This window comes from Mycobacterium colombiense (assembly GCF_003284975.1).
Lineage (GTDB): Bacteria > Actinomycetota > Actinomycetes > Mycobacteriales > Mycobacteriaceae > Mycobacterium > Mycobacterium europaeum_A.
The window spans coordinates 69,171-94,147 of sequence record NZ_QMEU01000004.1 but is presented as its reverse complement, the minus strand read 5'-3'; the positions used below and the strand labels follow the sequence as shown (position 1 = coordinate 94,147).

General features: G+C 68.7%; 23 protein-coding genes. 14 read left to right on the top strand and 9 right to left on the bottom strand.

What is annotated here, in order from left to right:
* Window positions 1-7: 7 nt before the first annotated feature.
* Window positions 8-643 carry a TetR/AcrR family transcriptional regulator gene (locus DQP58_RS03000; RefSeq protein WP_112707016.1) on the bottom strand — a complete coding sequence of 212 codons (636 nt, stop codon included), beginning with the start codon at window positions 641-643 and terminating at the stop codon, window positions 8-10.
* A 113-nt stretch (window positions 644-756) separates the two neighbouring features.
* On the opposite strand from DQP58_RS03000, the gene DQP58_RS02995 reads away from it, so the two are divergent.
* Window positions 757-2,235 (top strand): cytochrome P450, encoded by a 1,479-nt coding sequence (locus tag DQP58_RS02995; protein ID WP_112707015.1) that lies wholly within the window; start codon window positions 757-759, stop codon window positions 2,233-2,235.
* Between the two features lie 59 nt (window positions 2,236-2,294).
* Here the strand turns inward: DQP58_RS02995 and DQP58_RS02990 are convergent, their stop codons facing one another.
* Window positions 2,295-2,801, bottom strand: a complete 507-nt coding sequence (locus DQP58_RS02990) for a homocitrate synthase (protein WP_112707014.1) — start codon at window positions 2,799-2,801, stop codon at window positions 2,295-2,297.
* Window positions 2,802-3,049: 248 nt separating this feature from the next.
* Between DQP58_RS02990 and DQP58_RS02985 the strand changes: the two genes are divergently transcribed.
* Together DQP58_RS02985 and DQP58_RS02980 are read left to right on the top strand one after the other, a co-directional pair.
* The gene (locus DQP58_RS02985; RefSeq protein ID WP_205869318.1) at window positions 3,050-3,301 is read left to right on the top strand and encodes a hypothetical protein; all 252 of its coding nucleotides are present in this window, start codon (window positions 3,050-3,052) and stop codon (window positions 3,299-3,301) included.
* A gap of 358 nt (window positions 3,302-3,659) precedes the next feature.
* Window positions 3,660-3,881 (top strand): hypothetical protein, encoded by a 222-nt coding sequence (locus DQP58_RS02980; protein ID WP_112707013.1) that lies wholly within the window; start codon window positions 3,660-3,662, stop codon window positions 3,879-3,881.
* A 67-nt stretch (window positions 3,882-3,948) separates the two neighbouring features.
* On the opposite strand, the gene DQP58_RS02975 is transcribed toward DQP58_RS02980, so the two are convergent.
* From DQP58_RS02975 to DQP58_RS02965, 3 genes are all read right to left on the bottom strand, one after another.
* On the bottom strand, window positions 3,949-4,941 hold the full coding sequence (locus DQP58_RS02975; RefSeq protein ID WP_112707012.1) for a sensor histidine kinase: 993 nt from the start codon (window positions 4,939-4,941) through the stop codon (window positions 3,949-3,951).
* Between the two features lie 141 nt (window positions 4,942-5,082).
* Window positions 5,083-6,540 carry a FadR/GntR family transcriptional regulator gene (locus DQP58_RS02970; protein ID WP_112707011.1) on the bottom strand — a complete coding sequence of 486 codons (1,458 nt, stop codon included), beginning with the start codon at window positions 6,538-6,540 and terminating at the stop codon, window positions 5,083-5,085.
* 22 nt (window positions 6,541-6,562) lie between these two features.
* The gene (locus DQP58_RS02965; protein ID WP_112707010.1) at window positions 6,563-7,756 is read right to left on the bottom strand and encodes a thiolase family protein; all 1,194 of its coding nucleotides are present in this window, start codon (window positions 7,754-7,756) and stop codon (window positions 6,563-6,565) included.
* Window positions 7,757-7,806: 50 nt separating this feature from the next.
* On the opposite strand from DQP58_RS02965, the gene DQP58_RS02960 reads away from it, so the two are divergent.
* Complete coding sequence (locus tag DQP58_RS02960) at window positions 7,807-8,142, top strand: Zn-ribbon domain-containing OB-fold protein (RefSeq protein WP_112707009.1); 336 nt, start codon at window positions 7,807-7,809, stop codon at window positions 8,140-8,142.
* A 61-nt stretch (window positions 8,143-8,203) separates the two neighbouring features.
* On the opposite strand, the gene DQP58_RS02955 is transcribed toward DQP58_RS02960, so the two are convergent.
* Window positions 8,204-10,393, bottom strand: coding sequence for an acyl-CoA dehydrogenase (locus DQP58_RS02955; protein WP_112707008.1), 2,190 nt, complete (start codon window positions 10,391-10,393; stop codon window positions 8,204-8,206).
* Window positions 10,394-10,525: 132 nt separating this feature from the next.
* The gene (locus DQP58_RS02950; protein ID WP_112707007.1) at window positions 10,526-11,293 is read right to left on the bottom strand and encodes an SDR family NAD(P)-dependent oxidoreductase; all 768 of its coding nucleotides are present in this window, start codon (window positions 11,291-11,293) and stop codon (window positions 10,526-10,528) included.
* Window positions 11,294-11,405: 112 nt separating this feature from the next.
* Between DQP58_RS02950 and DQP58_RS02945 the strand changes: the two genes are divergently transcribed.
* The 5 genes from DQP58_RS02945 to DQP58_RS02925 all read left to right on the top strand — a co-directional run bounded on the left by DQP58_RS02945 (window position 11,406) and on the right by DQP58_RS02925 (window position 18,030).
* Window positions 11,406-12,935, top strand: coding sequence for an ATP-dependent DNA ligase (locus tag DQP58_RS02945; RefSeq protein WP_112707006.1), 1,530 nt, complete (start codon window positions 11,406-11,408; stop codon window positions 12,933-12,935).
* A 54-nt stretch (window positions 12,936-12,989) separates the two neighbouring features.
* A complete protein-coding gene (locus DQP58_RS02940) occupies window positions 12,990-15,251 on the top strand; it encodes a carbon starvation CstA family protein (RefSeq protein ID WP_112707005.1) in 2,262 nt (753 codons plus the stop codon).
* A 101-nt stretch (window positions 15,252-15,352) separates the two neighbouring features.
* A complete protein-coding gene (locus DQP58_RS02935; protein WP_133259335.1) occupies window positions 15,353-15,655 on the top strand; it encodes a hypothetical protein in 303 nt (100 codons plus the stop codon).
* 183 nt (window positions 15,656-15,838) lie between these two features.
* Window positions 15,839-17,356, top strand: coding sequence for an Hsp70 family protein (locus DQP58_RS02930; protein WP_112707003.1), 1,518 nt, complete (start codon window positions 15,839-15,841; stop codon window positions 17,354-17,356).
* A 14-nt stretch (window positions 17,357-17,370) separates the two neighbouring features.
* Window positions 17,371-18,030 (top strand): nitroreductase family protein, encoded by a 660-nt coding sequence (locus DQP58_RS02925; RefSeq protein ID WP_112707002.1) that lies wholly within the window; start codon window positions 17,371-17,373, stop codon window positions 18,028-18,030.
* A gap of 17 nt (window positions 18,031-18,047) precedes the next feature.
* Here the strand turns inward: DQP58_RS02925 and DQP58_RS02920 are convergent, their stop codons facing one another.
* Window positions 18,048-19,004 carry an LLM class F420-dependent oxidoreductase gene (locus DQP58_RS02920; protein WP_112707001.1) on the bottom strand — a complete coding sequence of 319 codons (957 nt, stop codon included), beginning with the start codon at window positions 19,002-19,004 and terminating at the stop codon, window positions 18,048-18,050.
* A 402-nt stretch (window positions 19,005-19,406) separates the two neighbouring features.
* On the opposite strand from DQP58_RS02920, the gene DQP58_RS02915 reads away from it, so the two are divergent.
* Genes DQP58_RS02915 through DQP58_RS02900 form a run of 4 tightly spaced genes read left to right on the top strand, consistent with a single transcriptional unit; the run spans window position 19,407 to window position 23,850 of the window.
* Window positions 19,407-20,615: an acetyl-CoA C-acetyltransferase gene (locus tag DQP58_RS02915; RefSeq protein ID WP_240629550.1), complete on the top strand. Its 1,209-nt coding sequence runs from the start codon at window positions 19,407-19,409 to the stop codon at window positions 20,613-20,615.
* A gap of 2 nt (window positions 20,616-20,617) precedes the next feature.
* Window positions 20,618-21,394 (top strand): enoyl-CoA hydratase/isomerase family protein, encoded by a 777-nt coding sequence (locus tag DQP58_RS02910; protein ID WP_112706999.1) that lies wholly within the window; start codon window positions 20,618-20,620, stop codon window positions 21,392-21,394.
* A complete protein-coding gene (locus tag DQP58_RS02905; RefSeq protein WP_112707053.1) occupies window positions 21,391-22,533 on the top strand; it encodes a CaiB/BaiF CoA transferase family protein in 1,143 nt (380 codons plus the stop codon). The genes DQP58_RS02910 and DQP58_RS02905 overlap by 4 nt, the downstream gene beginning before the upstream one ends.
* A gap of 21 nt (window positions 22,534-22,554) precedes the next feature.
* Window positions 22,555-23,850 carry an acyl-CoA dehydrogenase family protein gene (locus DQP58_RS02900; RefSeq protein ID WP_112706998.1) on the top strand — a complete coding sequence of 432 codons (1,296 nt, stop codon included), beginning with the start codon at window positions 22,555-22,557 and terminating at the stop codon, window positions 23,848-23,850.
* A gap of 13 nt (window positions 23,851-23,863) precedes the next feature.
* Here the strand turns inward: DQP58_RS02900 and DQP58_RS02895 are convergent, their stop codons facing one another.
* Complete coding sequence (locus DQP58_RS02895; RefSeq protein WP_112706997.1) at window positions 23,864-24,547, bottom strand: MspA family porin; 684 nt, start codon at window positions 24,545-24,547, stop codon at window positions 23,864-23,866.
* 171 nt (window positions 24,548-24,718) lie between these two features.
* Between DQP58_RS02895 and DQP58_RS02890 the strand changes: the two genes are divergently transcribed.
* A complete protein-coding gene (locus DQP58_RS02890) occupies window positions 24,719-24,964 on the top strand; it encodes a hypothetical protein (RefSeq protein WP_112706996.1) in 246 nt (81 codons plus the stop codon).
* Window positions 24,965-24,977 lie beyond the last annotated feature (13 nt).

Here is a 24,977-nt window from a genome sequence, read left to right as displayed (position 1 = left end):
CACCGCGCTAAGGACGGCCCGCCCACAGCGCGTGCAACCACAGCCGCTCGAGCACGCGCACCCGCCGGTCCCGATCGCTGTCGGCGCCGGCTAGCACCGGGTCGCCGGTCAACATCAGCGCGGTGGTGCCGGCCAGGGTGCGGATCAGGGTCGGCAGGTCGTCGCTGATCGGATTGGCGGTTCCGGCCTGCATCTCGGCCTCCACAATCGCGACGATCTGGCCCAACACCACCTCGAACTGCTGGTCCAGCAGGTCGCGGATCTCGACGTCGGTGTGGCGGGCCTCGTTGCAGGCGGTCATCAGCGGGTCGTTGTGCGCGTACACCGCGGCCGCGCTGCCGACCATCCGCTTGGCGAACTCCTCGGGCGACTCCCCCGGCTGGCGCGGCGCGAAGTACTGCGTGAGCTCTTCGAGTTCTTCGGTGGCTTCGGCCATCAGCTGCGCCAGCACCGCGTATTTGGAGTCGAAATAGAAGTAGAAGCCGGACCGGGCCACCCCGGCCCGCAGGCTGATGGTGCTGACCGACAACTCCGCAAAAGGCTTTTCCTGCAGCAATTCGCGCACCGCAGCCACGATCGCCTGGCGTTGCTTGTCGCCACGCCGTCGGGCGCCCGGCTCGGGAGTGGCGGGTTCGCTGGTCACTCCCTGACCTTGCACCACGCCGCTCGAAAAGCAAACTTGACAGCCGTCAAGTTTTTCAGAGAAGGTTATGAATCAGTGACGGCCGTCACGGGAGGGCACGCAAAGGAGCGTTTATGACCGCCACCATCAGCACCCCGCAGTACCTGTTGGATCAGGCGCGGCGCCGGTTCACCCCGACCCTGCAGACCATCCCGGGGATGGGGGCGATCGAGAAGCGTCTGCTGGCCCACGAGTGGCAGACCAAGATCCTGGCCGAACCGCCGGCGGGCAGCGACCTCAAACCCGTGCTGGGCGACGCCGGGCTGCCGATTCTCGGCCACATCATCGAGCTGTTCCGCGGCGGCCCGGACTATGCGTTGCACCTCTATCGAAACCACGGCCCGCTGATCTATCTGGACTCGCCGATCATGCCGGCGGTCACCGCGCTGGGACCCGACGCCACCCAGGCCGTCTTCTCCAACAGGAACAAGGACTTCTCGCAGAAGGGCTGGCACCCGGTAATCGGGCCGTTCTTCAACCGCGGCCTGATGATGCTCGACTTCGACGAGCACATGTACCACCGCCGGATCATGCAGGAGGCCTTCACCCGCAGCCGGCTGACCGGATATGTCGAGCACATCGATCGGGTGGCGACCGACATCGTCGCCAACTGGCCGACCAATGACGCGCGGTTCCTGTTCCACCCGGCGATGAAGGAGCTCACCCTCGACATCGCGTCGCTGGTGTTCATGGGTCACGAGCCGGGGTCCGACCACGACCTGGTCACCAAGGTCAATCAGGCGTTCACCACGACGACGCGCGCCGGCGGCGCCATCATCCGCCGGCCGATCCCGCCCTTCAAATGGTGGCGGGGTCTGAAGGCCCGCAAGTTGCTGGAGGACTACTTCGTCGAGCGGGTGCGAGATCGCCGCAACGCCACCGGCAACGACATGCTCACGGTGCTGTGCCACACCGAGGATGACGACGGCAACAGCTTCACCGACTCCGACATCGTCAACCACATGATCTTCTTGATGATGGCCGCCCACGACACGTCCACCTCGACGACCACCACGATGGTCTACAACATGGCCGCCAATCCGGAGTGGCAGGAGCGGGCGCGCGAGGAGTCGGCCCGCCTCGGCGACGGCCCGCTGGACATCGAGTCGCTGGAGAAGCTGGAAACGCTCGAACTCATCATGAACGAGTCGCTGCGCATGGTGACGCCGCTGCCGTTCAACATGCGGATGGCGGTGCGCGACACCGAGTTGCTGGGCCACTACATCCCTGCCGGAACCAACATCACCATCTGGCCCGGCATGAACCACCGGCTGTCCGAATTGTGGACGGAGCCAGATAAATTCGCCCCGGAGAGGTTCGCCGAACCACGCTCGGAGCACAAGAAGCACCGGTATGCGTTCGCGCCGTTCGGCGGTGGCGCGCACAAGTGCATCGGCATGGTGTTCGGTCAGCTGGAAGTCAAGACCGTCGTGCACCGGCTGCTGCGCCGCTACCGCATGGAGCTGACCCGGCCCGGCTACCAGCCGCACTGGGATTACGGCGGCATGCCGATTCCGATGGACGGCATGCCGATTGTGCTGCGCCCGCTGTAGAGCGTCCCGGCGGTCGCCGCCGTCGGGTAGGGACGGAGCGATCGCCGAGAGCGGTCGCCTCACGCGAGAGCGAAAAGCCGGTTGGCGCAAGCGATCACCGCGCGCAGCGCGGACTGCGTCGCATCGTCCGACCAGCCCATCGCCCACTCGGTGCGCGCCCCGTCGCCGCCACGGATGAACGTGGCGATGCCGGTCGCCGACCGCATCTGATGGAATCGGACGATCTCGACCGTCATCCCGCACCCATGCAGCATCGCGGTCAGCGCCGCGATCGGCCCAGCGGCGGCGGCGGTGAGGGTGCTGATGCGATCGCCCACGGCGATCACCGCCCGGAAGTCACGGGCCTGCGGGCCCAGCCGGGTCGCGACGCGATCTGCGTCGGCGCATTCCCAGTGGCCGAGCCGCAGTGGGCCGGTGTTGGGTCCGTAGGTCGCGACGAAGCCCTCCCAGGACATGGTGTCGGCCTGTTCGCGCAGGCCGCGGGGCAACGCGACGCCGAAGCGTTCGCCGAACCACGCGCTGGCGGGGTGGAAAGAGGGGAGGTGATTGCGCTCGGGAAAAGTCATCGTGCCGGTCTTTTCTGGTCTGCTGGAGCGACCGACGGCAGTAGCTTCCGACCCACAGCGGGGGGTCGGTCAGGATCAGACCCCGCTGCGGGTGCTAGCTACTACCAAACGCTCGAAAAGACGCACGAGCGTTGACATTAGACCTCCGAGCGCCGCAGCTGCAACTCCCGCCCCACCACAAACGCACCGTACAAAAAAATATAGAAACTAATCCTAAAAGTTTGGTTTACCCGCGTTTAACAGGGGGTATGACGGCGATCGACAGTCAATTAGACGGCTGTTCAACTACCCCTCACATGGAAGGCACGATCATGAAGGCGAAGAGCACCGAGAAAACCCTCAAAGCTGCCGTCGCGGCCCTCGGGGTGGCCATGGTGTTAGCAGTACCGGGGTGCGCGACAACGGTCACCGGCGGCGCTGGGGGCTCGGGCCTCATCGGCGGCGCCGGCGGCGCCGGTGTCGGCGGTCTCGGTGGCATTCTCGGCAGTATCGGCCTTTAATCCGATTGGGCTAGCGTCCCGCCGGGGACCGCCCTTCTCGGCGGGACGCTATTTCCATACTGAGCCACGCCCGACCGGGCTGGTTATCGCCATTCCGCGCATTGATGAATGCTTTATCGATGCTGCAATTAGGCCGGTAATTCATCGGGCGTCGCGACGTCACCGCGCCCTTTCGCGCGCGCCGGACGTCCCGCTAATCTTGTTGCTGCAGTGGGTATTTGCCGTGCGCCGGCGTGCGCCCCACATAACAAATTAACCGTTAATTGCCTCTTTACGCGTGTTGAATAGCCGTTATAACATCCGATCAGTTGGGCGGTTCACCTGCGGGGCTATGCCCTCCAGACGAAAGGATGTGATGATGAATTCAACGGGGACAAAGAAGGCCCTCAAAGTTGCCGCGGCCGCCGCGGGATTTGTCGTGGTGTTGTTCGCACCGACCGGATGTTTGGTGACGGGGACCACCGATGCCACCACGGGCGGCACGCTGGGCGGCACCACCGGCGGGACGGTCGGCGGCACGCTCGGCGGCACCATCGGCGGCGTGGTGGGCGGTATCACCGGTGCGCTCGGCGGCCTCTGACCCAAAAGACGAGCGACCCGCTGGGACTGACGTCTCGGCGGGTCGCTTATTTCCTGGGCCGCTACGGCTAGCCGGCCGGCCCTGCGGCGGGCTCGAACCGCAGATACGCCTGGATCGTCGTGCCGGTCCGGGTGGTGTGGGTGCGCACCAGATCCGAGATGGCGTTGACGAGGTACAGACCGCGACTCGCGGGACCGCAGGGGCCGGGGTCCAGGCGGCCCACCAGCGGGTCGTCGAGTCGTCCGGAGTCGCGCGCCTCGCAGACCAGATGGCCGTCGTCTTTCCAGAACGCCAACCGACAGGCGCCCCCGGTGTACATCAGGCTGTTGGTGGCCAACTCGGTGGCGACCAGTTGCAGATCTTCGATGCTTTCCTGGGACAGCCCCATCCAGCCCGCGTAGTCGACGGCAAAGGACCGGGCGGGCCGAAGGTCCGCCGATTTGCGGACCATGTAGGTAACGGCCCCGGCACCGGCGGCCAGCGGCCGGTTGCAGCGTTCCAGGACGTCGCGGGGGGCATACGCCGGGCTGTGCTGCAGCGCACCGGATTCCCACAGCAGCGGATGGGTCGCGCGCGCGTCCGCCAGCACCTCATCGTCGAGCTGGGTGGCGTCGTACAGGCACAGGCTGGTCGCCGGGTAGCCGTCCATGGCCTCGTTGACCAGAGCCTCGTGCTCGATGCAGGCGATGAACTCCTCGTCGCTGCGGCCGGGCCACGCGAGCTGGCTGACGATCCGCACGCGCTGCTCCGGGTGCTCGTCGATGAACGCGCCCTCCATCGCCATGAACCGGCTCGGATTGCGTGCCACCTCAGTGATGTCGACCATGCGCACATCGGCGGGCAGCTGGTCGCCGCCGTACAATGCGTCGCGCAGCGCCTCGAGCGTCTCGAGGGGCACGGCAAGCAACACCGCCTCGTCCAACGCCAAGCCGTCGCCGACGAAGCGGCCCACCAAGTCCACAAACTCCTGCTGAGAGTGGTAAATCCCTGCGGTGTGGACGAAACCGTATTGTCTGGTTTCGTTACCCGCCGTCACTTCAGCGCTCTCGCTTTCAATCACTTACGCCAACCCCCTGCTGGATCGGCTGACGCCTTTCCTTCGTGTCAGTACCCAAGTCGGGCCTTCGCTATACCGCGCAACCAATCACATTTAGGTTCACCTCATTTGGCGGGGCCGTTTCGACGGCCGCCGCCGCGGCGGCTACAGCCACCAGGAGGCGGCGGCGTCGAGATGACGGCGGAGGCGATAGCAGGCGACGCTGTCGTCGGCGGCCTCGACCGCCTCGACGATCCGCAGGTGGGCGTGGTGCACGGCGAGCACGTCGGACCAGGTCGGCAGCGCCTGTCCGGTGCTCGACCAGTGCCGCCGGAACAACTCGACGATGATCCGCAGGAACAGATCCAGCATTGCGTTGCCGGCGAGTTGTGCGAGGCCGACGTGGAAGTCGAACTCCTCCGCGATCGCCCGGCGCACGTCGTCGGCCGTCTGTCGGGAGTTTTCCGGCAACCCGTGCCGGTGGGTGGCCAGAAACGCCGCGACGTCGGATTCGCCGAGCCGCTTGACGACCTTGGTGACGTTGTCGATCTCGATGGCGTCGCGGACGCAGCGCAGGTCTTCGCGGCTCGGGTCGCGGTATTGCAAATACAGCGCGATCGTGTCGATGCTGGCCTGTGCCGCGGGTTCGGCGACGACGAGCCCGCCGCCGGGGCCGCGGCGCATGTGGGCTATCGAGTGGTATTCGAGCAGCCGTACCGCTTCGCGCAGCACCGCGCGGCTCACCCGATAGCGCTCCAGCAGGGCCGTCTCGGTGCCGAACACGGAACCCACCTGCCAGCCGCTGGCGGCGATGTCGTCACCGATGGTGGCCGCGAGCAGCTCGGCCAGTTTGCCCCGGGGCACGTCGGAATCGAGCCGCCGGCGCGTCGCACGCCCCGGGCCTCCGTCGCCGGCGTGGTGCCGCTGCAGCCAGCCGGTCACCGCCTCGACGTGTCGCTCCGACAGCGTCTTGGCGCGCGCCGAATCGCCTGCCGTGACGGCGGCGACGATCGCGGAGTGGTGGGCGTGCAGATGGTCGACCGCTTCGCTGGCCTCGGTTGCCGAATCCGTTCGCGACGCCAGGGCATAGCGGGTGGTGAGCCGCATCAGGACGTCGATAAACAGTTGCAGCACCGGGTTTTTGGATTGCTCGGCCAGCGCGATGTGGAACTCGTCGCGCGGCGCCGGTAAGCCGGGCCGCCACTGCTGCTGGGCGTGCAGCACCGCACGCAGCCGCGCGATCCCGGCCTCGTCGATGCGCTCGGCGGCGAGCGAGGCCGCCAACGGCTCGAGCACCAGACGCGCATTGAGCAAGTCACCCAGCGTCGTGCCGAGGTATTCGAGATAGATGACGACCGCGCGGGCGGCGGGTCCCGCGTCCGGCTCGCAGATGTACAGGCCGCCATTGGGTCCGCGGCGCATCCGCGCGACCTGATGATGTTCGACCAGCCGCACGGCCTCGCGCAACACCGACCGGCTCACCCCGAAGCGCTGCTGCAGGGCGTGTTCGGATCCCAGCGACTCGCCGACCGCCCAGCCGCGGCGGACGATATCGGCCTCGATGTCGCGGGCCACCAGCGAAGCGAGTTTGTTCGCCTGGCCGGTCGCGGGCTCCTCATTCATCCGGGCTCGATCACGCTCGCGCTCAACAGGTCAGCAGCATGCACCCGGCGACGGGCCCACCACCGACGGAGACCACGCCCACCTCGGGGCGTCGCGATACCTGCCGCTCCCCCGCGTCACCGCGCAACTGCAGACACCCTTCGTGCAGCGCCCAGTAGCCATGCATGCGGCCGGCTGAAAGTTGGCCGCCGTAGGTGTTCAGCGGCAGCTGCCCGTCCCGGGCGATCCGCTCCCCGCCCTCGACGAACGGGCCACCCTCGCCGTCATCGCAGATGCCGAGCGCCTCCAGCCAGCCCAGGGTGAGGTAGGTGAATCCGTCGTAGAGCTGGGCGACTTGGAGGTCGGCGGGCTTCAGCGCGGTTCGCGACCACATCTGCGCCGCGGCATCCGACATCGCCATCTTCGGGTAGTCGGCGCGGTGAAACCAGCCGCCGGCGCCGTCGGACCCGCCGATCGCCTCCACCTTCACCGCGCGGTGCGGACAGTCGGCGGCGTACTGTGCGTGCGACACCACTACCGCGATCGACCCGTCGACCGGGACGTCACAGTCCAGCAGCCCGAGTGGGGTGGACACCAATCGCGCGCCCAAGTAGTCGGCCATCGTCATCGGATCCCGGTACACCGCAAGGGAATTCAACGCAGCGTTACGCCTGCCGTTGAGGGCGATCCAGCCCAGCTGTTCTTTGGTGGTCCCGTACAGCTCCATGTGACGGCGGCAGTTGAGCGCCAACCAGTTGGCGGCCGAATAGGCATGCGCGGCAACCAGATCGTTGACGTCGTCCATCGCACCGACGGCCGGCTTCGGCTCGCCCTCGGGGGTTTCGAACATCCGCGCCAGCGGCGGGGCCGCGGCGTTCTCCTCCTGCTTGACCGGCACCGTGCCGCCGAGCATTTGTATCGTCCGGTACACGACGACGTGGCGGGCCCGGCGCTCGGCGACCGCGCGGCAGGCCGACATCACCGGCGACAGCAGCCCGCCGGTGCCGAAGCCCGCCCCGCAGTCCGCGGCGTCGATGTGCAGCCCGGCGTTGACGTCCGCGGCGGGCGTGTCGCCCAGGGTCGCGATGCCGTCGATGTCGGTCGCTGCCAGTCCGGCGTCCTCGATGGCGGCGCGCACCGCCTCCATGGTCAAGTCCAGGCCGGGGATACCGGTGCGGCGGCCGATCCGGGAGATCCCGATGCCGGACAGGATCGCGTCTTTCTCGAAATGCGTCATGCACACCGCCCGTCAGACCATACGAATCAATAGAGTGTACTGTATTCGTCGTGTCAGACGGGCCGCTGCTCATCGAGTACTGCGACGACTGTGCGCGCTGGGTGCATCCGGCCAGCGGCGTGTGCCGCGAGTGCGGGGGCTCGCTGCAGGCGCGGCCGGTTTCCGGGCGGGGCACCGTGTTCACCTACACGGTCAACCATCACCCCTACAACCCGGAGATCCCCACCCCCTACGTCATCGCCATCGTCGAGCTCGCCGAACAGAGCGGTCTGCGGGTCGCCGCCAATATCGTTGGCTGCGAACCGGATTCGGTGACCTGCGGCATGCCCGTCGACCTGCGGCCAAAGCGTGGCAGCGGTGGCGCGGCGCAGTTCGCGCCGGCTTGATCCCTATAGTCCTGATGGCGGCGACCCGCTTCACCCGGCTACGCCGCCCTCGCGATCGCCGCTAGTTGATCAGCGGGTCGCGCGGCATGCCGAGGATCCGCTCGGCGATCTGATTGCGCGTCACCTCCGACGTGCCGCCCGCGATCGCCATGCCGCGGGCTCCCATCATCAGCCGGCCGGCCAGGGCGCCGGGACCGTCGGTCAGTGCGACCTCGGGACCCAGCAGCGCCGCCATGATCGCGGCGCCTTCGACCATATGCTCGGCCAGCTTCAGCTTGGTGACGTTGCCTTCCGGTCCGGGGCCCGCGCCTTCGACGCTGCGCGCGGCGCGCCGCAGGTTCAGCAGCCGCAGCGCGGTTTCCTCGGCGAGGTACGACCCAACCCGAATCCGCCCGCCCGCCAAGCGATCCTGGCGCTGCTCGGTCAGCTGCACCAGTTGGTCGGCCAGCCCCTCGTAGAACGATCCGCTGCCGCCGATGCTGACTCGCTCGTTGCCCAGCGTCGCCCGCGCGACGGTCCATCCGGAGTTGGGCGTCCCGACGACATCTTCGTCGGGGACGAACAGGTCGTTGAAGAAGACCTCGTTGAAGTCCGAACCGCCAGTGATCTGGCGCAGCGGCCGCACCTCGACCTCGGGCGCCTTCATGTCCACGATCACCGTGGTGATGCCGGCGTGCTTCGGGGCGTCGGGGTCGGTGCGCACCGTGGCCAGGCCGCGCGCACAGTAGTGCGCCCCGCTGGTCCACACCTTCTGGCCGTTGATCTTCCAGCCGCCGTCCACCCGGGTGGCGCGCGTCTTGATCGACGCGGCGTCCGAGCCGGCGTCGGGCTCGGAGAACAGCTGGCACCAGATCTCGTCCTTGCGCAGCGCCTTCTCCACGAACCTTTCGATCTGCCAAGGCGTTCCGTGCTGGATCAGGGTCAGGATCACCCAACCGGTGATCCCGTAGTCGGGTCGCTTGATGCCGGCCGTGCGGAACTCCTCCTCGATCACCAGCTGCGCCACCGCGTCGGCCGCACGTCCCCACGGCTTGGGCCAGTGCGGCATCACGTAGCCGGTCTCGATCAGCTTGTCGCGCTGGGCCTCCTTGCTCAGCCCGGCGATCTCGGCGGCGTCGGCGCGGATGCCGGCGCGCAATTCCTCGGCTTCGGGCGGCAGGTCGAGGCTGTTCTCCCGAACCGCACCGGCGGCGGTGCGCTCGAAGACGTCGGCGGCCGGCGCGTCACCGCCGAACAGCGCCACGCTCACCACCGCCCGGCGCAGGTGCAGGTGCGCGGCGTGCTCCCAGGTGAAGCCGATGCCGCCGTGCACCTGGATGTTCAGTTCGGCGTTGCGGACGTAGGCCGGGAAGGCCAGCGCCGCGGCCACCGCGGCGATCAACCGGAATTGCGCTTCGTTTTCCGATAAGTCCTCGGACGCCGCCCGGGCGGCGTCCCAGACGGCGGCGATCCCGGACTCCGCACCGACCAGCATGTTGGCGCAGTGATGCTTGACCGCTTGGAAGGTGGCGATGGTGCGGCCGAATTGCTGGCGCACCTTGGCGTAGTCGACGGCGGCGTCGACGCAGTCCGATGCCCCACCCACGGCCTCGGCGGCCAGCAGGGTGCGGGCCCGGGCCAGCGCCGATTGCCTTGCCCCCGTTAGGATGTCGTCGTCGCCGACGCGCACGTCGCGCAGGCGGACGCGTCCGGATCGCCGCGTCGGATCGAAGTTCTCCGGCACCTCGACCGAGATACCGTCGCGGCCGCGCTCGAGCACCAGCACGTCGTCGCCCGCGGCGATCAGCAACAGCTCGGCCAGCCCGGCGCCCAACACGATTCCGGCCTCACCGTCGGCTGTCCGACCGTTCGAGCCGTCGTTGATCCGCACCTGGCTGTCCAGCCCGATGCCCGCGGTGACCGTCCCGTCGATCAGGCCGGACAGCAGCCGCGACTTCTGTTCGGCGGTACCGTCTTTGGCGATCACCGCGGACGCGATCACGGTGGGTACGAACGGCCCCGGTGCCACCGCGCGGCCGAGCTCTTCGATCACCACGACGAGTTCGGGCAGCCCGTAGCCGGAGCCGCCGTACTCCTCCTCGACGTGCAGGCCGAGCCACCCCAGCTCGACCAGGTTCTGCCAGAACCCGGGGCGCGGCTCGTCCGAGGCGTCGAGCAGCGAGCGGGCCGCCCACCGCGCCTTCTGCGAGGTCAAGAACCCGCGGGCCACCTCGGCCAGTTCGCGATGGTCGTCGGTTATTGCGATACCCATGAGGGCCCTCCTCGCGCCGCATGCCAGCCGGGTGTGATCGCCCCAGAAGCTGGGTGGCCTGCCCCGCTTCGAGGGGAAGCGGGGCGGCTGCCTAAAGAGTGTACTTAATGCGGGGAGGGTCCCTGCGGGGGGTTACTTGGGTGCAAACCGCTGCCCGGCGTCCAGCCGCAGGCACTGTCCGTTGAGCATCGGGTTGTCCACGATGGCCGCGGCCAGCTTCGCGTACTCCTCGGGACGGCCGAGGCGCTTGGGGAAGGCCGCGTCCTTGGTCAGCTGCGTGGCGAACTCGTCCGGAATGCCCTGCGTCAGACCGGTCGCGAACAGGCTCGGGGCGATGGCCAGCACCCGGATGCCCACCGAGCCCAGGTCGCGTGCCATGGTCAGGCACATCCCGGCGATCCCCGCCTTGGCGGCGGTGTAGGCGACCTGGCCGATCTGGCCCTCGTAGGCCGCGATCGAAGCGGTGTTGATGATGACGCCGCGCTCACCGGTGTCCGGGTCTTCGGGCTCGTTCTTGGCCATGTGCGCGGCGGCGAGCCGGCTGATGTTGAACGTGGCGACGAGGTTGAGGTCGATCACGGACTGGAAGGATTCGAGGTCGTGCGGACCGGACTTGGTCAGCGTCCGCTTGGCGATGCCGCCGCCCGCGGTGGTGATCACGACGTGCAATCCGCCGAGCTTGTCGACCGCGGCCTGCAGCGTCTCCTCGGTGCCGGTGAAGTCGGTGACGTCAACGGGATAAAAGGTACCGCCGACGCCCTCGGCGACCGTCTTCCCGTCGGAGCCCTCGCGATCGAGGATGGCGACTTCCGCGCCGCGTTCATGCAGCAGCTCGGCGCTGGCACGTCCCATTCCCGATGCGCCGCCGATGACGACGACCTTCTTCCCGTTGATCTCCATCCGGACGTCTCCTTCTTGGGTTGTCAGATCCTGTGCAATCTGTAACGTTACGTAGGCACGCTAGCGTGTCCGCACTCCCGGCCTGTCACCGAGCCATGCCAAGCTGGCAACCGTGCTCCTTCTCGACGTGGCCACGACGTCATCCGACGTCTCGAGCACGTCGTCGCGGCTGACCAAAGTCGCCCACATCGCCGACCTGCTGCGCCGCGCCGCACCGGACGCCGTGCTGGTCACCGTCATCGTGTCGTGGCTGTCCGGTGAGTTGCGGCAGCGTCAGATCGGCGTGGGCTGGGCGGCGCTGCGCTCGCGGCCGCCCGCTGCCCCGCACGCCTCGCTGACCGTCGGCGGGGTCGACGCCACCTTCTCCGACATCGGCGCCGTGTCGGGCAAGGGCGCGCAGGCGCGCCGCGCCGCCCTGCTGAACGCGTTGTTCGCCGCCGCCACCGACACCGAACAGGCCTTCCTGCTGCGGCTGCTCGGCGGCGAACTGCGCCAGGGCGCGCTGGCCGGGATCATGGCCGACGCCGTCGCCAGGGCCGCGGGGATGCCCGCCGCCGCGGTGCAGCGCGCCGCGATGCTGGGCGGCGACCTGCCGGCGGTGGCCGCCGCCGCCTTGTCCGGTGCGCCCTCGGCGCTGGACATGTTCACCCTGCGGGTCGGCCGGCCGGTCGGTCCGATGCTGGCGCAGACCGCGACGAGCGTAACCGACGCGATCGAACGCCATGGCGGCCCAACCATTTTCGAAGCCAAGCTGGACGGGGCGCGGGTACAGATCCACCGCGCCGGTGACGAGGTCACCGTCTACACCAGGAGCCTGGACGACGTCACCGCCCGGCTGCCCGAGGTGGTGGAGGCCACGCTGGCACTGCCGGTCGATCGCCTGATCGCCGACGCTGAGGCGATCGCGCTGCGACCCGACAACTCCCCGCAGCGCTTCCAGGTCACCGCCTCACGCTTCGGCCGCTCCGTCGACATCGCCACAGCCCTTGCCGCACAACGGCTTTCGGTGTTCTTCTTCGACGTCCTGCATCGCGACGGCGTCGACCTGCTCGACGCCCCGACTGCCGACCGGCTGGCCGCCCTGGACGCGTTGGTGCCACCGGCGCAGCGGGTCGATCGGCTGCTCACCGCCGACCCCGCGGCGGCGGGCGCCTTCCTGGACGCGACGCTGGCCGCCGGGCACGAGGGCGTGATGGCCAAGGCGCCCGACGCGCCGTATCAGGCGGGGCGCCGCGGCGCCGGCTGGCTGAAGATCAAGCCGGTGCACACGCTGGATCTGGTGGTGCTCGCGGTGGAGTGGGGCTCGGGGCGCCGCCGCGGCAAGCTCTCCAACATCCACTTGGGCGCCCGCGATCCGGGCAGCGGTGAATTCATCATGGTGGGAAAGACTTTCAAGGGCATGACCGACGCCATGCTGGAGTGGCAGACCGCCCGGTTCAGCGAACTGGCCATCGACGGCACGGACGGCTACGTCGTCGAGGTCCGGCCCGAGCAGGTCGTCGAGATCGCCCTGGACGGCGTGCAGAAGTCGTCGCGCTACCCCGGCGGCCTGGCGCTGCGGTTCGCCCGGGTGGTGCGCTATCGCGACGACAAAAGCCCCGCCGAGGCCGACACCATCGACGCCGTGCGCGCGCTGTACTGAACGAGCCGCTTTCCGACAGGCGCAGGTCGTTTTGCGCGCGTAGGGTCTGCGTCCGTGGCGATCACAGGGCACGACAACGACGTCCGCTACATCCACACCGGCGCAGACCTGCCACCAGTCGCGATCGTCGACCGCTCCCCGATCACCGCGCGGCACAAGATCGTGTTCGCGGTCATCGCGGTGCTCGGCGCCGTCGCCTGGGCGATCATCGCCTTCACGCGAGGCGAGACGGTCAACGCGGTGTGGTTCGTCGTCGCGGCGATCTGCACCTACCTCATCGGGTTCCGGTTCTACGCCCGCCTGATCGAGATGAAGATCGTCCGCCCGCGCGACGACCACGCCACGCCGGCCGAGGTTCTCGACGACGGCACCGATTACGTGCCGACCGATCGCCGGGTGCTGTTCGGGCACCACTTCGCGGCCATCGCGGGGGCCGGACCGCTCGTCGGCCCGGTGCTGGCCACCCAGATGGGCTACCTGCCGTGCAGCATCTGGATCGTGATGGGCGCGGTGTTCGCCGGCGCGGTGCAGGACTACCTGGTGTTGTGGATCTCCACCCGGCGGCGCGGGCGCTCGCTGGGACAGATGGCCCGCGACGAACTCGGCGCCACCGGCGGGGTGGCCGCGCTGCTCGGCGCGTTCGTCATCATGGTGATCATCATCGCGGTGCTCGCGCTGGTGGTGGTGCGGGGGCTGGCCCGCAGCCCCTGGGGCGTGTTCTCCATCGCCATGACCATTCCCATCGCCGTGCTCATGGGCTGCTACCTGCGGTTCCTGCGCCCCGGCCGGGTCGCCGAGGTTTCCCTCATCGGTGTGGCGCTGCTGCTGCTGGCCGTGGCCGCCGGCGCCTGGATCGCCGAAACCCCTTGGGGCGCATCGTGGTTGAACCTGTCGGCGGTCACGGTGTCCTGGCTGATCATCGGTTACGGGTTTGTCGCGTCGGTGCTGCCGGTGTGGTTGCTGCTGGCCCCGCGCGACTACCTGTCGACGTTCATGAAGGTCGGCGCCATCGCGCTGCTCGCGGTCGGCATCTGCATCGCACGGCCGGTCATGCAGGCGCCCGCGGTGTCGCAGTTCGCGTCCCGCGGGGACGGACCGGTGTTCCCCGGCGCGCTGTTCCCGTTCCTGTTCATCACCATCGCCTGCGGGGCGCTGTCCGGATTCCACGCGCTGATCTCGTCGGGGACCACGCCCAAGCTGCTGGAGAAGGAAAGCCAAATGCGGCTGATCGGCTACGGCGGCATGCTGACCGAATCTTTCGTCGCGGTCATGGCGCTGATCAGCGCGGCGGTCCTGGACCAGCACGTGTACTTCGCGCTCAACGCACCGGCCGCGCAGACCGGCGGCACCGCGGCCACCGCCGCGCACTACGTCAACGGCCTCGGGTTGCGCGGCGCCCCGACGACCGCGGACCAGCTCACCGCGGCCGCCGCCGGAGTGGGCGAGAAGTCGATCGTGTCACGCACCGGCGGGGCGCCGACGCTGGCGGTCGGCATGTCCGAGGTGCTCTACCGGGTGTTCGGCGGTGCCGGCCTCAAGGCGTTCTGGTACCACTTCGCGATCATGTTCGAGGCGCTGTTCATCCTCACCGCCGTCGACGCCGGCACCCGCGTCGCCCGCTTCATGCTCTCCGACACCCTCGGAAACCTCGGCGGACCCCTGACCAAGCTGCGCAACCCGAGCTGGCGCCCGGGCGTGTGGCTGTGCAGCCTGGCGGTGGCCGCGGCCTGGGGCAGCATCCTGCTGATGGGGGTGACCGATCCGCTGGGCGGCATCAACACGCTGTTTCCGCTGTTCGGCATCGCCAACCAGTTGCTCGCCGCGATCGCGCTGACCGTCATCACCGTCATCGTCATCAAGAAGGGCCTGCGCAAGTGGGTGTGGATCCCCGGTATCCCGTTGCTATGGGATCTCGCGGTCACGCTGACGGCGTCGTGGCAGAAGATCTTCTCTCCCGACCCGGCCGTCGGCTACTGGACGCAGCACTCGAAGTACCTGGCGGCCAGGCAGGCGGGCAAGACGGTGTTCGGTTCGGCCAAGAACGCGCACCAGCTCGACGACGTCATCCGCAACACCTTCATTCAGGGCACGCTGTCCATCCTGTTCGCGGTGGCCGTCGTCATCGTCGTGATCGCCGGGGCCGTGGTCGCTCTCGGGGCGATCCGCGGGCCCGGCCGGCCGCTGACCGAGGACGACCCGGTGCCTTCGAAGTTCTTCGCCCCCTCGGGTCTGATCCCCACCGCCGCCGAGCGCGAATTACAGCGGCAATGGGACGAGCTGCCGAAGCGCGGGAGCGAGGCGCGCACAGACAGGTAGTCGACTACGCGTGCGTACTGGTGGGCACCGACCGTACGTTAACCGCATCAGCGGCCGAACTACCTGGTCAATGCGGCCGCAGCGCGAAGAAGGTGAACGAAATGCTGGTCACGCTAACGGGATTCCGGACCTCACCCCGTACCGCCAACGAGCCCACCGCGCCACCGTCCTCGGCGGCGCCCTCCGTCGGGGCTGCCCCCGCCGAGGTGCTGATCACCACCCAGCAGGTGCTCTTCGGCGCCGCCGTTGTCCAGGGGGCGCGTCGTGCCCCCCTCGCCAGCCGCATCGGCGCCGCGCTGCGGCGGATGGCCGCCAACGCGAACACGCCGCGCCATCCCCACCCTCCGAGGTACTACGGCTACATCGAGGACGCCCGCATGGCACGCGCGATGGACCGGCTGTGAACGTAACCATCAGCGTCGTCTGCGCCGCGTTGATGGTGCTGCTGGCGATGGGGACCTACAACCTGCAGTGGTGGCTCGAGCGCAACGACTACCAGCGCCATTTCGAGGACTGACTCCAACGCGGACGGCACGCCGGGCAAAAAGGTTGTGCCCAAGCCCGCGTCGCGGTCCTAAACTTGCGCGATGAGAGTCGGCATCGACTTCGGCACCACCCACACCGTCGTCGCGGCCGTCGATCGTGGTAACTATCCCGTCGTCTCTTTCGAGGGCGAAGATGCGTGGCCATCGCTGATCGCCGCCGACGCCGCCGGGCAGTTGCGCTTCGGCCCGGCCGCGGCCGCCGTCCGCCACGACCCGGCATGGTCGGTGCTGCGCTCGTTCAAGCGCCTGCTCAACGACGCCGGACCGCAGACCGAAATCAGCCTGGCCGGCCGCGCCTATCGGCTGGCCGACCTGCTCACCGGCTTCCTGTCTCAGCTGAAAACCGATCTGCAGCGCAACTCGAACGTCGCCCCGTCCCCGGGCGAAGCCATCGAGGCCGCAATCAGCGTGCCGGCCAACGCCTCGAGCGCCCAGCGCCTGCTCACCCTGGACGCCTACGTGGCCGCCGGTTTCCGGGTCATCGCGCTGCTCAACGAACCGTCGGCCGCCAGCCTGGAGTACGCCCACCGGTACCGCTCGACCATCACCGCCAAGCGCGAATACGTGCTCATCTACGACCTCGGTGGCGGCACGTTCGACGCGTCGCTGCTGAAGATGACCGGACACGCCAACGAGGTGGTCGTCAGCGAGGGCATCCAGCGCCTCGGCGGTGACGACTTCGACGACGCGATCGTCGAGCTCGTGCTGGCCGGCGCCGGCCTGCCCCGCCTCGACGCGCCCCAGCGCGACCTGCTGGCCGAGGAGTGCGCCGCCCGCAAGGAGGCCGTCGGGCCGCAGACGCGCCGCTTCCTGGTGGACCTGTCCCCGCTCGATCGGCCGCCCTTCTCCTGCCCCATTGACGACGTCTACGGCGTGTGCGCACCGCTGGTCGACCAGACGATGGCGCTGTTGCGCCGGGTCCTGCACGATCCGGCGCGCGGACGCACGGACGTGGACTGGTCGGAGGTGGCGGGCATCTACGTCGTCGGCGGGGCAGGCGGTTTCCCGCTGGTGTCGCGCATGCTGCGCAGCACCTTCGGCGAGAAGCGGGTGAAACGCTCGCCGCATCCCTTCGCGGCCACGGCCATCGGCCTGGCCGTCTTCCTCGACAAGGAGTCCGGTTTCGCGCTCTCCGAACGCTTTTCGAGAAATTTCGGGGTATTCCGGGAGGCCGAGGCGGGCGCCGGGGTCGTCTTCGACCCCATCGTGTGCAAGGACGTTTCGCTGCCGGCCGACGGGCGTTCCCCGCTGGTGGTGAAGCGCAAGTACCGAGCGGCGCACAACATCGGGCACTTCCGGTTCGTGGAGTGCAGCCGCCTGGTCAACGGCCGGCCGGACGGCGACGTCACGCCGTATGACCCGGTGCTGTTTCCATTCGACCCGGCCCTGCACGACCGCGACGACCTCCGGCGTCAGCCGGTCGGCCGCTGGACGGACGGACCCGATGTGGAGGAACGCTACGTCATCGCCCCCAGCGGTGCCGTGGAGGTGACGCTGACAACGCAACCGGCGGGGTTCGAACGCACCTTCCGCCTGGAGCGGCGCGCGTCCGCGAGTTGATGAGCCATCCCGCCATGCAGCTGTACGACGTGATGCGAACAACCTTCGCGGCACGGGAATTCACCGACGACCCGCTGCCCGACGAGGCGCTGAGCCGCATCTTCGAGCACGCCCGGTTCGCTCCCAGCGGCGGCAACCGGCAGGGCGCCCACGTCACCGTGGTGCGCGACGAGGCGATCCGCCGGCGGCTGGCCGAACTCGGCAAGCCCGCCGCCCGTCGTTACTTCGCCCAGCTGCAGGCCGGCGAAAACCCGTGGAACTCGGTGCATCCCAGCGGGGTGCCGCAAGACGTCATCGACTCAACCGAGATCCCGGACACGTTCGTGGCACCGATCGCGAAAGCGCCTGTTGTCCTTGTGGTTTCGGTGGACCTGGCCGTCGTCGCGGCCATCGATCAGGACCTGGACCGCGTCGGCATCGCCGGGGGCGCGTCGGTCTACCCGCTGATCTGGAACATCTTGCTCGCCGCGCGCAGCGAGGGTTACGGCGGCACCATCACGACGATGGCCATCGCGGCCGAAGATCAAGTCCGACGCCTGCTGGGCATCCCCGACCAGCATGCGGTGGCCGCGGTCGTGCCGCTGGGAAAACCGGTGCGGCAGTTGACCAAGCTGCGCCGGCGGCCGGTCGCGGAGTTCATCACTCGTGATCGATTCGACGGCCCGGCATGGTGAGGGCGATCGGCTGAGCCCTACCCGCGCACCTGGGGCAGCACGTCACGCTGCCACGCCGCGAAGAACCCGTCCATGTCGGGGCCGATCTGCTGCACGTAGATCTCGTCGACGTCGGCGTCGATGTACTCGCGCACCTGCGCGACGTGCTTGTCGGGGTCCGGGCCGCAGGCCACGCTCTCGCCGACGGTCTCCGGCGGCACCAGCGACTGCAGCGCGGCGAAATCCCTGGGCCGGGGCAGGATTTGCGACGTCTGGCCGGGCAACCCCTCGTTGGCCCACAACCGATGCGCGGTTTTCAGCGCGGCGTCGGCGTCGGCGTCCCAGCACACCTTCGTTCCTCCCTGCACCGGCTTGTTGCCGCCCCCGGCCTCGCGGAACTGCTTGACCAGGTCGCCGTCGGGCATGGCGATGCTGTAGCCGTCGCCGATGCGGGCGGCCAGCTCCACGGCCTGCGGGCCGAATGCTGAGACGTAGATCGGCACCGGCTGCTCGGGCCGGGTATAGACCTGCGCCTCCTGCACCTCGTAGTGCTTGCCGTGGTGGCTGACCTCGCCCCCCTTGTGCAGCTTGCGAATGACATCGATCGCCTCCTCGAGCATCTCGAGCCGCACACCGGCCGACGGCCAGGGATCGCCCAGGATGTGCTCGTTGAGCGCCTCGCCGCTGCCGACCCCCAGCACGAAGCGCCCACCGAGCTGCACGGCCGCGGTGGCCGCGGCCTGCGCGATGATCGCCGGGTGGATCCGGATGGTCGGGCAGGTGACGGCGGTGCTGACCGGTAACGACGTCGCCTCCGACAACGCACCGATCACTCCCCACACGAACGGGCTATGTCCCTGCTCGTCATTCCAGGGGTGATAGTGGTCGGAGATCCACAGCGCCTCGAATCCCGCGTCCTCGGCCCGCTTGGCCTGGTCGATGAGCTCCTTCGGGCCGAATTGCTCGCAGGTGAGAAAGTATCCGATCTTGGTCATGGCGCCGGGCTACCCGCTGAGCGCCCGGTTATGCACCCACCGCGCCGTTGACCTGCGTCGGGTAGGGGGACCCGTGCCTACGTGCCGGCGCCAGAACTTGATACCGAGACCTCGGCGCCGACCGAATCCCCTTACCGCACAGCCGGTTTCGCGGCGCTGAGCAGCTATGCGCCGATCGGTGACGGCCGCACGGTGGCGCTGGTGGCCGCAGGGCCTCAGCCACCTCGCGTTGATCGGGGCGGCCCTCGACCTGGCGTCGTGACGAGTGGGGCGCCGAACGAGAACAGCTTCGCTAATTTGGAGAAGGCAGTTCTCCAATGCCGAGAGACGGATTACGATCGCGGGTGACCTGGGCCGGTCCCGCCCGAACCCCAACGATCGGAGTCCATCATTGACGCCTGGATTCTCGACGCGGTCCGCACGCCCCGCGGGCGCGGCCGCCCCGACGGCGGACTGCACGGCGTGCACCCGCAGGCCCTGCTCGCGCGGTGCCTGACCGCACTGGCCGAGCGGGTCGGCTTCGACCCGGCCGACGTCGACGACGTGATCGCGGGCAACGGCATCCTGTCCGGAGACCACGGCGATGACATCGCCCGTCTGTCGGTGCTGCTGGCCGGCTGGCCGCAGAGCGTGCCCGGGATGACGCTGAGCCGATTCTGCGGGTTGGGCCAGCAGGCGGTGACCGTGGCGGCCTCGGCCATCGCCGCCGGCAGCGAGAATCTGATGATCGCCGGCGGTGTCGAGTCCATGTCACGCTGGGACCTCACGGCGGGCGTCCCGACCATCGACGGCAACAACGCGGATCTTCGTGCGCTGTATCCCACTGTCCCGCAGGGAATTTCGGCCGACCTCATCGCCACCCTGGAGGGATTCGACCGCGAGACCGTCGACGCCTACGCCGCGCAGAGCCAGCGCCGCGCCGGCGCCGCCATCGAGCAGGGCCGCTTCGAGCGGTCGCTGATCGACATGCCGACTCCGCACGGTCGCGTCGAACGCGACGAGCATCCCCGCCCCGGTACCACCATCGAGTCGCTGGCCGGCCTCAAACCGGCCTTCGCCGCGCTGGGCGCCGCGTGCGCGGACGGCGAGCAACGCACGTTCGACGAGATCTGCCTGCAGCGCTACCCGGACATCGACCGCATCGATCACGTGCACCATGCGGGCAACTCGTCCGGCGTCGTCGATGGCGCGGCGGCGGTGGCGCTGGCCTCGTCGAACTGGATGCACACCCACCGGGTCACGCCGCGCGCACAGATCAGGGCCACCGCGGCCATCGGCAGCGAACCGATCATCATGCTGACCGCCCCCGGCCCCGCGGCCCGGCGATGTCTTCAGCGCGCGGGCATGACCGTGGCCGACATCGATCTGTGGGAGATCAACGAGGCCTTTGCCGCCGTCCCGCTCAAGACGATGCGCGACCTCGACATCGACCCCGAGGTGGTCAACGTCAACGGCGGGGCGATCGCGCTCGGGCACCCCATCGGCGCCACCGGCGCCATGCTGATCGGCACCGTCCTGGACGAGCTCGAACGTCGTGACCTGACAACGGGTCTGGTCACCATGTGCACCGGCGGCGGGATGGGCACGGCGACGATCATCGAGCGGGTGTGAGCATGGCGGACACCGTGTCCCTCGAACGGCCCTGCACCGGGGTGGCCATCCTGCGGCTGAATCGCCCGCAGCGGCTCAACGCCATCAACGAGGCGATGCAGACCGAATTGCGCGACGCGCTCGCCGATCTGGCCGCCGACCCGGCCGTACACGCCGTGGTGCTGACCGGTGCCGGACGCGGGTTCTGTGCCGGCATCGACGTGCGCGACTTCGGTCCCTCGATGCTCGAATCGAGCGCACCCGCGTTGGACCGGATGCGCTTTCAGGAAAGGATGGCCGCCCTCGCCCAGGCGGTGCGCGCGTTGCCGCAGCCCGTCATCGCCGCGGTCAACGGTCCCTGCGTTGGCGCCGGACTCGCGCTGTGCCTGGCCGCCGACATCCGAATTTGTTCGGCGGCGGCATCTTTCGCCAATGCCGCCATCCTGCTCGGGCTCTCAGGTGCCGAGATGGGCATGAGCTACCACCTGCCGCGCATCGTCGGCACCAGCGTGGCCGCCGACTGGATGCTGTCCGGTCGCACCGTTTCGGCCACCGAGGCCGACCGTCGCGGGCTGGTCAGTGAGGTCGTCGAGCCGGACCGACTGGCCGACCGCGCGGTCGAGCTGGCGTCGCTGATCGCCGGCCACGCCCCGCTGGGCGCGCAACTGACCAAGCGCGCCCTTCAAATCAACACCGACGCCGCGAGCCTGGCGGCGGCGCTGGAACTGGAAAACCGCAACCAGGTGATCTCCCACGCGACCGACGAGGCGGCGCAGCGCCGCAAGAAGTGGTCGTCATGACCGGTCCGCTGCGCGGCGTGCGCATCGTCATGATGGGCGGACTGGGGCCCGCCCCGTTGTGCGGAATGTTGTTGGGCGACTTGGGTGCCGAAGTCGTCCGCGTCGACGCGCTGGCGGGTGTAGGCGGTCCGCCGCCCGTCGACCACACGGTCCGCCGCAGCCAGCGGTCACTGGCCGTCGATGTGAAGGACCCGCGCGGGCGCGACATCGTCCACCGCCTGACCGCCGACGCCGACGCCTTCGTGGACGTGTATCGGCCGGGAGTGGCCGAGCGCCTGGGCATCGGCCCGGATGCGTTGCGGGAGCGCAACCCCCGGCTGGTCTATGCCCGCATGACCGGCTACGGACAGGACGGGCCCTTGGCCGGTCACGCCGGGCACGACATCAATTACCTGGCGCTCACGGGCGCCCTGCACGCCATCGGCACCGCGGCGTCACCGGTGCCCCCCTTGAACCTCGTCGGCGATTACGGCGGCGGCGCAATGCTATTGGCGGTCGGGCTGCTCAGCGCGATCCTGGAGGCCCGGCAGTCGGGTCAGGGGCAGGTCCTCGACGTGGCGATGGTCGACGGCGTCGCCGCGCTGCTGGCACCGTATTTCGGCATGCTGTCCGCGGGCACGTGGCGCGACCGGCGCCAGGACAATCTGCTCGACGGCGCCGCGCACTTTTACGGCACCTACGCCACGGCCGACGGCGGCCACATGGCCGTCGGCGCCATGGAGCCGAAGTTCTACGCCGAACTGTGCGATCGACTCGGCGTGGACGTGCCCCACGACGACGACGATCCGACGGCGTGGGCCGGCCACCGGGCCGCACTGGCCGCGCGCTTTGCCGAGAAGTCCCGCGCCGAGTGGGAGCGCCTGCTCGACACGCCGGGATGCTGTGCGACACCGGTGCTTTCGCTGTCCGAAGCGCCGCGGCATCCACACAACGTCGAGCGACGCACGTTCGTCGAGCTTGACGGCGTCACCCAGCCCGCACCGGCCCCGCGCTTCTCCCGGACCCGTCCGGCCACGCCCGCGCGTCCGTCGCTTCCCGGCGATCACACCCGCGCGGTGCTGCGCGAGCTGGGCCTGGCCGCCGACGCCATCACCGCGCTGGAGGATGCCGGCGTGGTGGCCCAGAACAGTGCAAAATGACCGATCCAGGAAGGACGACACATGTCGTGGGACTTCTCCACCGACCCGCAGTGGGCCGAACAACTGCAGTGGGTCGAAGGCTTCGTGCGCGAGGAGTGCGAGCCGATCGACTTGATTGTCACCGAATCCCACGACCTCAGCGACCCGGTGCGTCAGGCGCTGATCCCGCCGCTGCAGGAGATCGTGAAAATGCGCGGGCTGTGGGCGACCCACCTGGGCCCGCACCTGGGCGGTCCGGGTTATGGGCAGGTGAAATTGGCGCTGCTCAACGAGATCCTGGGGCGCTCGGAATGTGCGCCGATCGTCTTCGGATCCCAGGCCCCCGATTCGGGCAACAGCGAAATCCTGGCGCACTACGGCACGCCCGAGCTCAAAGAGCGCTATCTGGAGCCGCTGCTGGACAACCGCATCATCTCTTGTTTCTCGATGACCGAGCCGCAGGGCGGGGCCGACCCGAAGGTGTTCCGCACCACCGCCGTGCAGGACGGTGATCACTGGGTCATCAACGGGGAGAAGTGGTTTTCGTCGTTCGCCTCGATGGCGTCGTTCCTCATCGTGATGGCGATGACCGATCCCGACGCGCCGCCGTACGAGCGCTACTCGATGTTCGTCGTTCCCGGCGACACCCCCGGCATCAACGTGCTGCGCGACGTCGGCCTGGGCTACCAGCCGATCGGCGGTGGGCGTGAGGGTTATGTGCGTTACGACAACGTCCGGGTGCCCGCCGACCACATGCTGGGGCCGCGCGGCGGGGCCTTCGTGGTCGCGCAGACCCGCCTGGGCGGCGGGCGGATTCACCACGCGATGCGCACCGTGGGCCTGGTCCGGCGGATCTTCGACATGATCTGCGAACGGGCGGCGTCGCGCTACACCCAGGGCGAGGTGCTGGCCAACAAGCAGCTGGTGCAGGAGATGGTCGCCGACTCGTGGATGGAGATCGAGGCGTTCCGGCTGCTGACGCTTCAAACCGCTTGGAAGATCGATCAATTCAACGACTACAAGGCCGTGCGTGCCGACATCTCGGCGGTCAAGGCGATGATGCAGAAGGTGCTGCACGACGTGTCATCGCGGGCGCTTCAGTTGCACGGGTCGTTGGGCACCACCCACGAGATGCCGTTCGTGCAGTATCTGGTCGAGTCGTTCGTGCTCGGGCTGGCCGACGGCCCCACCGAGGTGCACAAGGTCACGCTCGCGCGGCTCTTGCTCAAGGACCGTGAACCCGCGCCGGATCTGTTTCCCTCCGAACATCTGCTGCGGTTGCGGGCGGCCGCCGAGGCCAAGTTTGCCGACAAGCTGGCGGGCATCCCCCGGGGCTGAACGGCGAGCCCGCTCAGACTTTCTTGGTGACGCCGACGTAGGACAGCACCACATCGGATTGGTCGGTCACTCGATTGAGCACCGCGTAGGAGCGGATGAACGACTCACCCACGCAACCGTCGATCTTGACGTGGAAGTTGCTGACCATCACCCAGGGATTCGGAGCCCTGAACTGTTTCTTGACCACTGGCACGACGACGACCAGGCCCGGCTTGAGCCCCACGTTGAGGATGCCCGCGATCGGGGCGACGACCAACGGAAGCACGTCTCCCGGCACTCCGGTCACCGGTCCGGTCACACCCGGGGTGATGCCGGCGGTGCCACCGATCGTGACGCCGTCCGACGTGCTCATGTCGATGCCACAGCCGATCTCATATCCCACCTCGAGGACGCCCTGGGGCGGTCCCGGTCCGATGAGGGAGCCGACGAATATCCCGCTGGCGACGTATTCGCGGGACGACACCGCGGTGGTCAACGGCGCCACCGGAACCTGCTGCTCGTCGCGGGCGCCCAGACCGAGGGTCCAGCCATCGGGGGTGTGCAGGACTGCGGGGGGATTCGAGGGAATCGCTCCCTCGGCCTCCGGCGCCGCTTCCGCAGCAACCGGGGCGGCGTCGGGATCCGCGCATGTCGACGGCGCCGTGGGCAGCGAAACGGCCAGGCAGACGGCGGCCACCAGGGCGCGACGAATGACCACGGCAATCGGCCTCACGGGCGACACCGTACGCACCCGGCGTTTCGAGTCACGAGATTTGCTGGGCGGCCCACCGAAGTCGTTGTGGGTTTGTAACTGTTACGCGATATGCGGTCAACGGTAGAATCAACATTTCACCAGCCAGCAATTCGGCCAGAAACCGAGGAGGCGGCGATGACGCTTCGCATCCGGGCTCGCGCAATGCTGGCCTGCGCGACGACGGCCATCGCCCTGGCGGGCGCCGTCGGCGTGGCCCACGCGGACCCGAATGTCGATCCGCGCCCCCAGCCGCCGGGCATGGACGACGTCTACAGTCCGTTCCCCACCACCTGGATCAATCCGTCCAATGAAGGCCAGCCCGTGAACGATACGGGCGACGTCGGAATGATCTGCGAAAATCTTCTGGTCCGCTGCCAGTAACACTCCCCCGCGG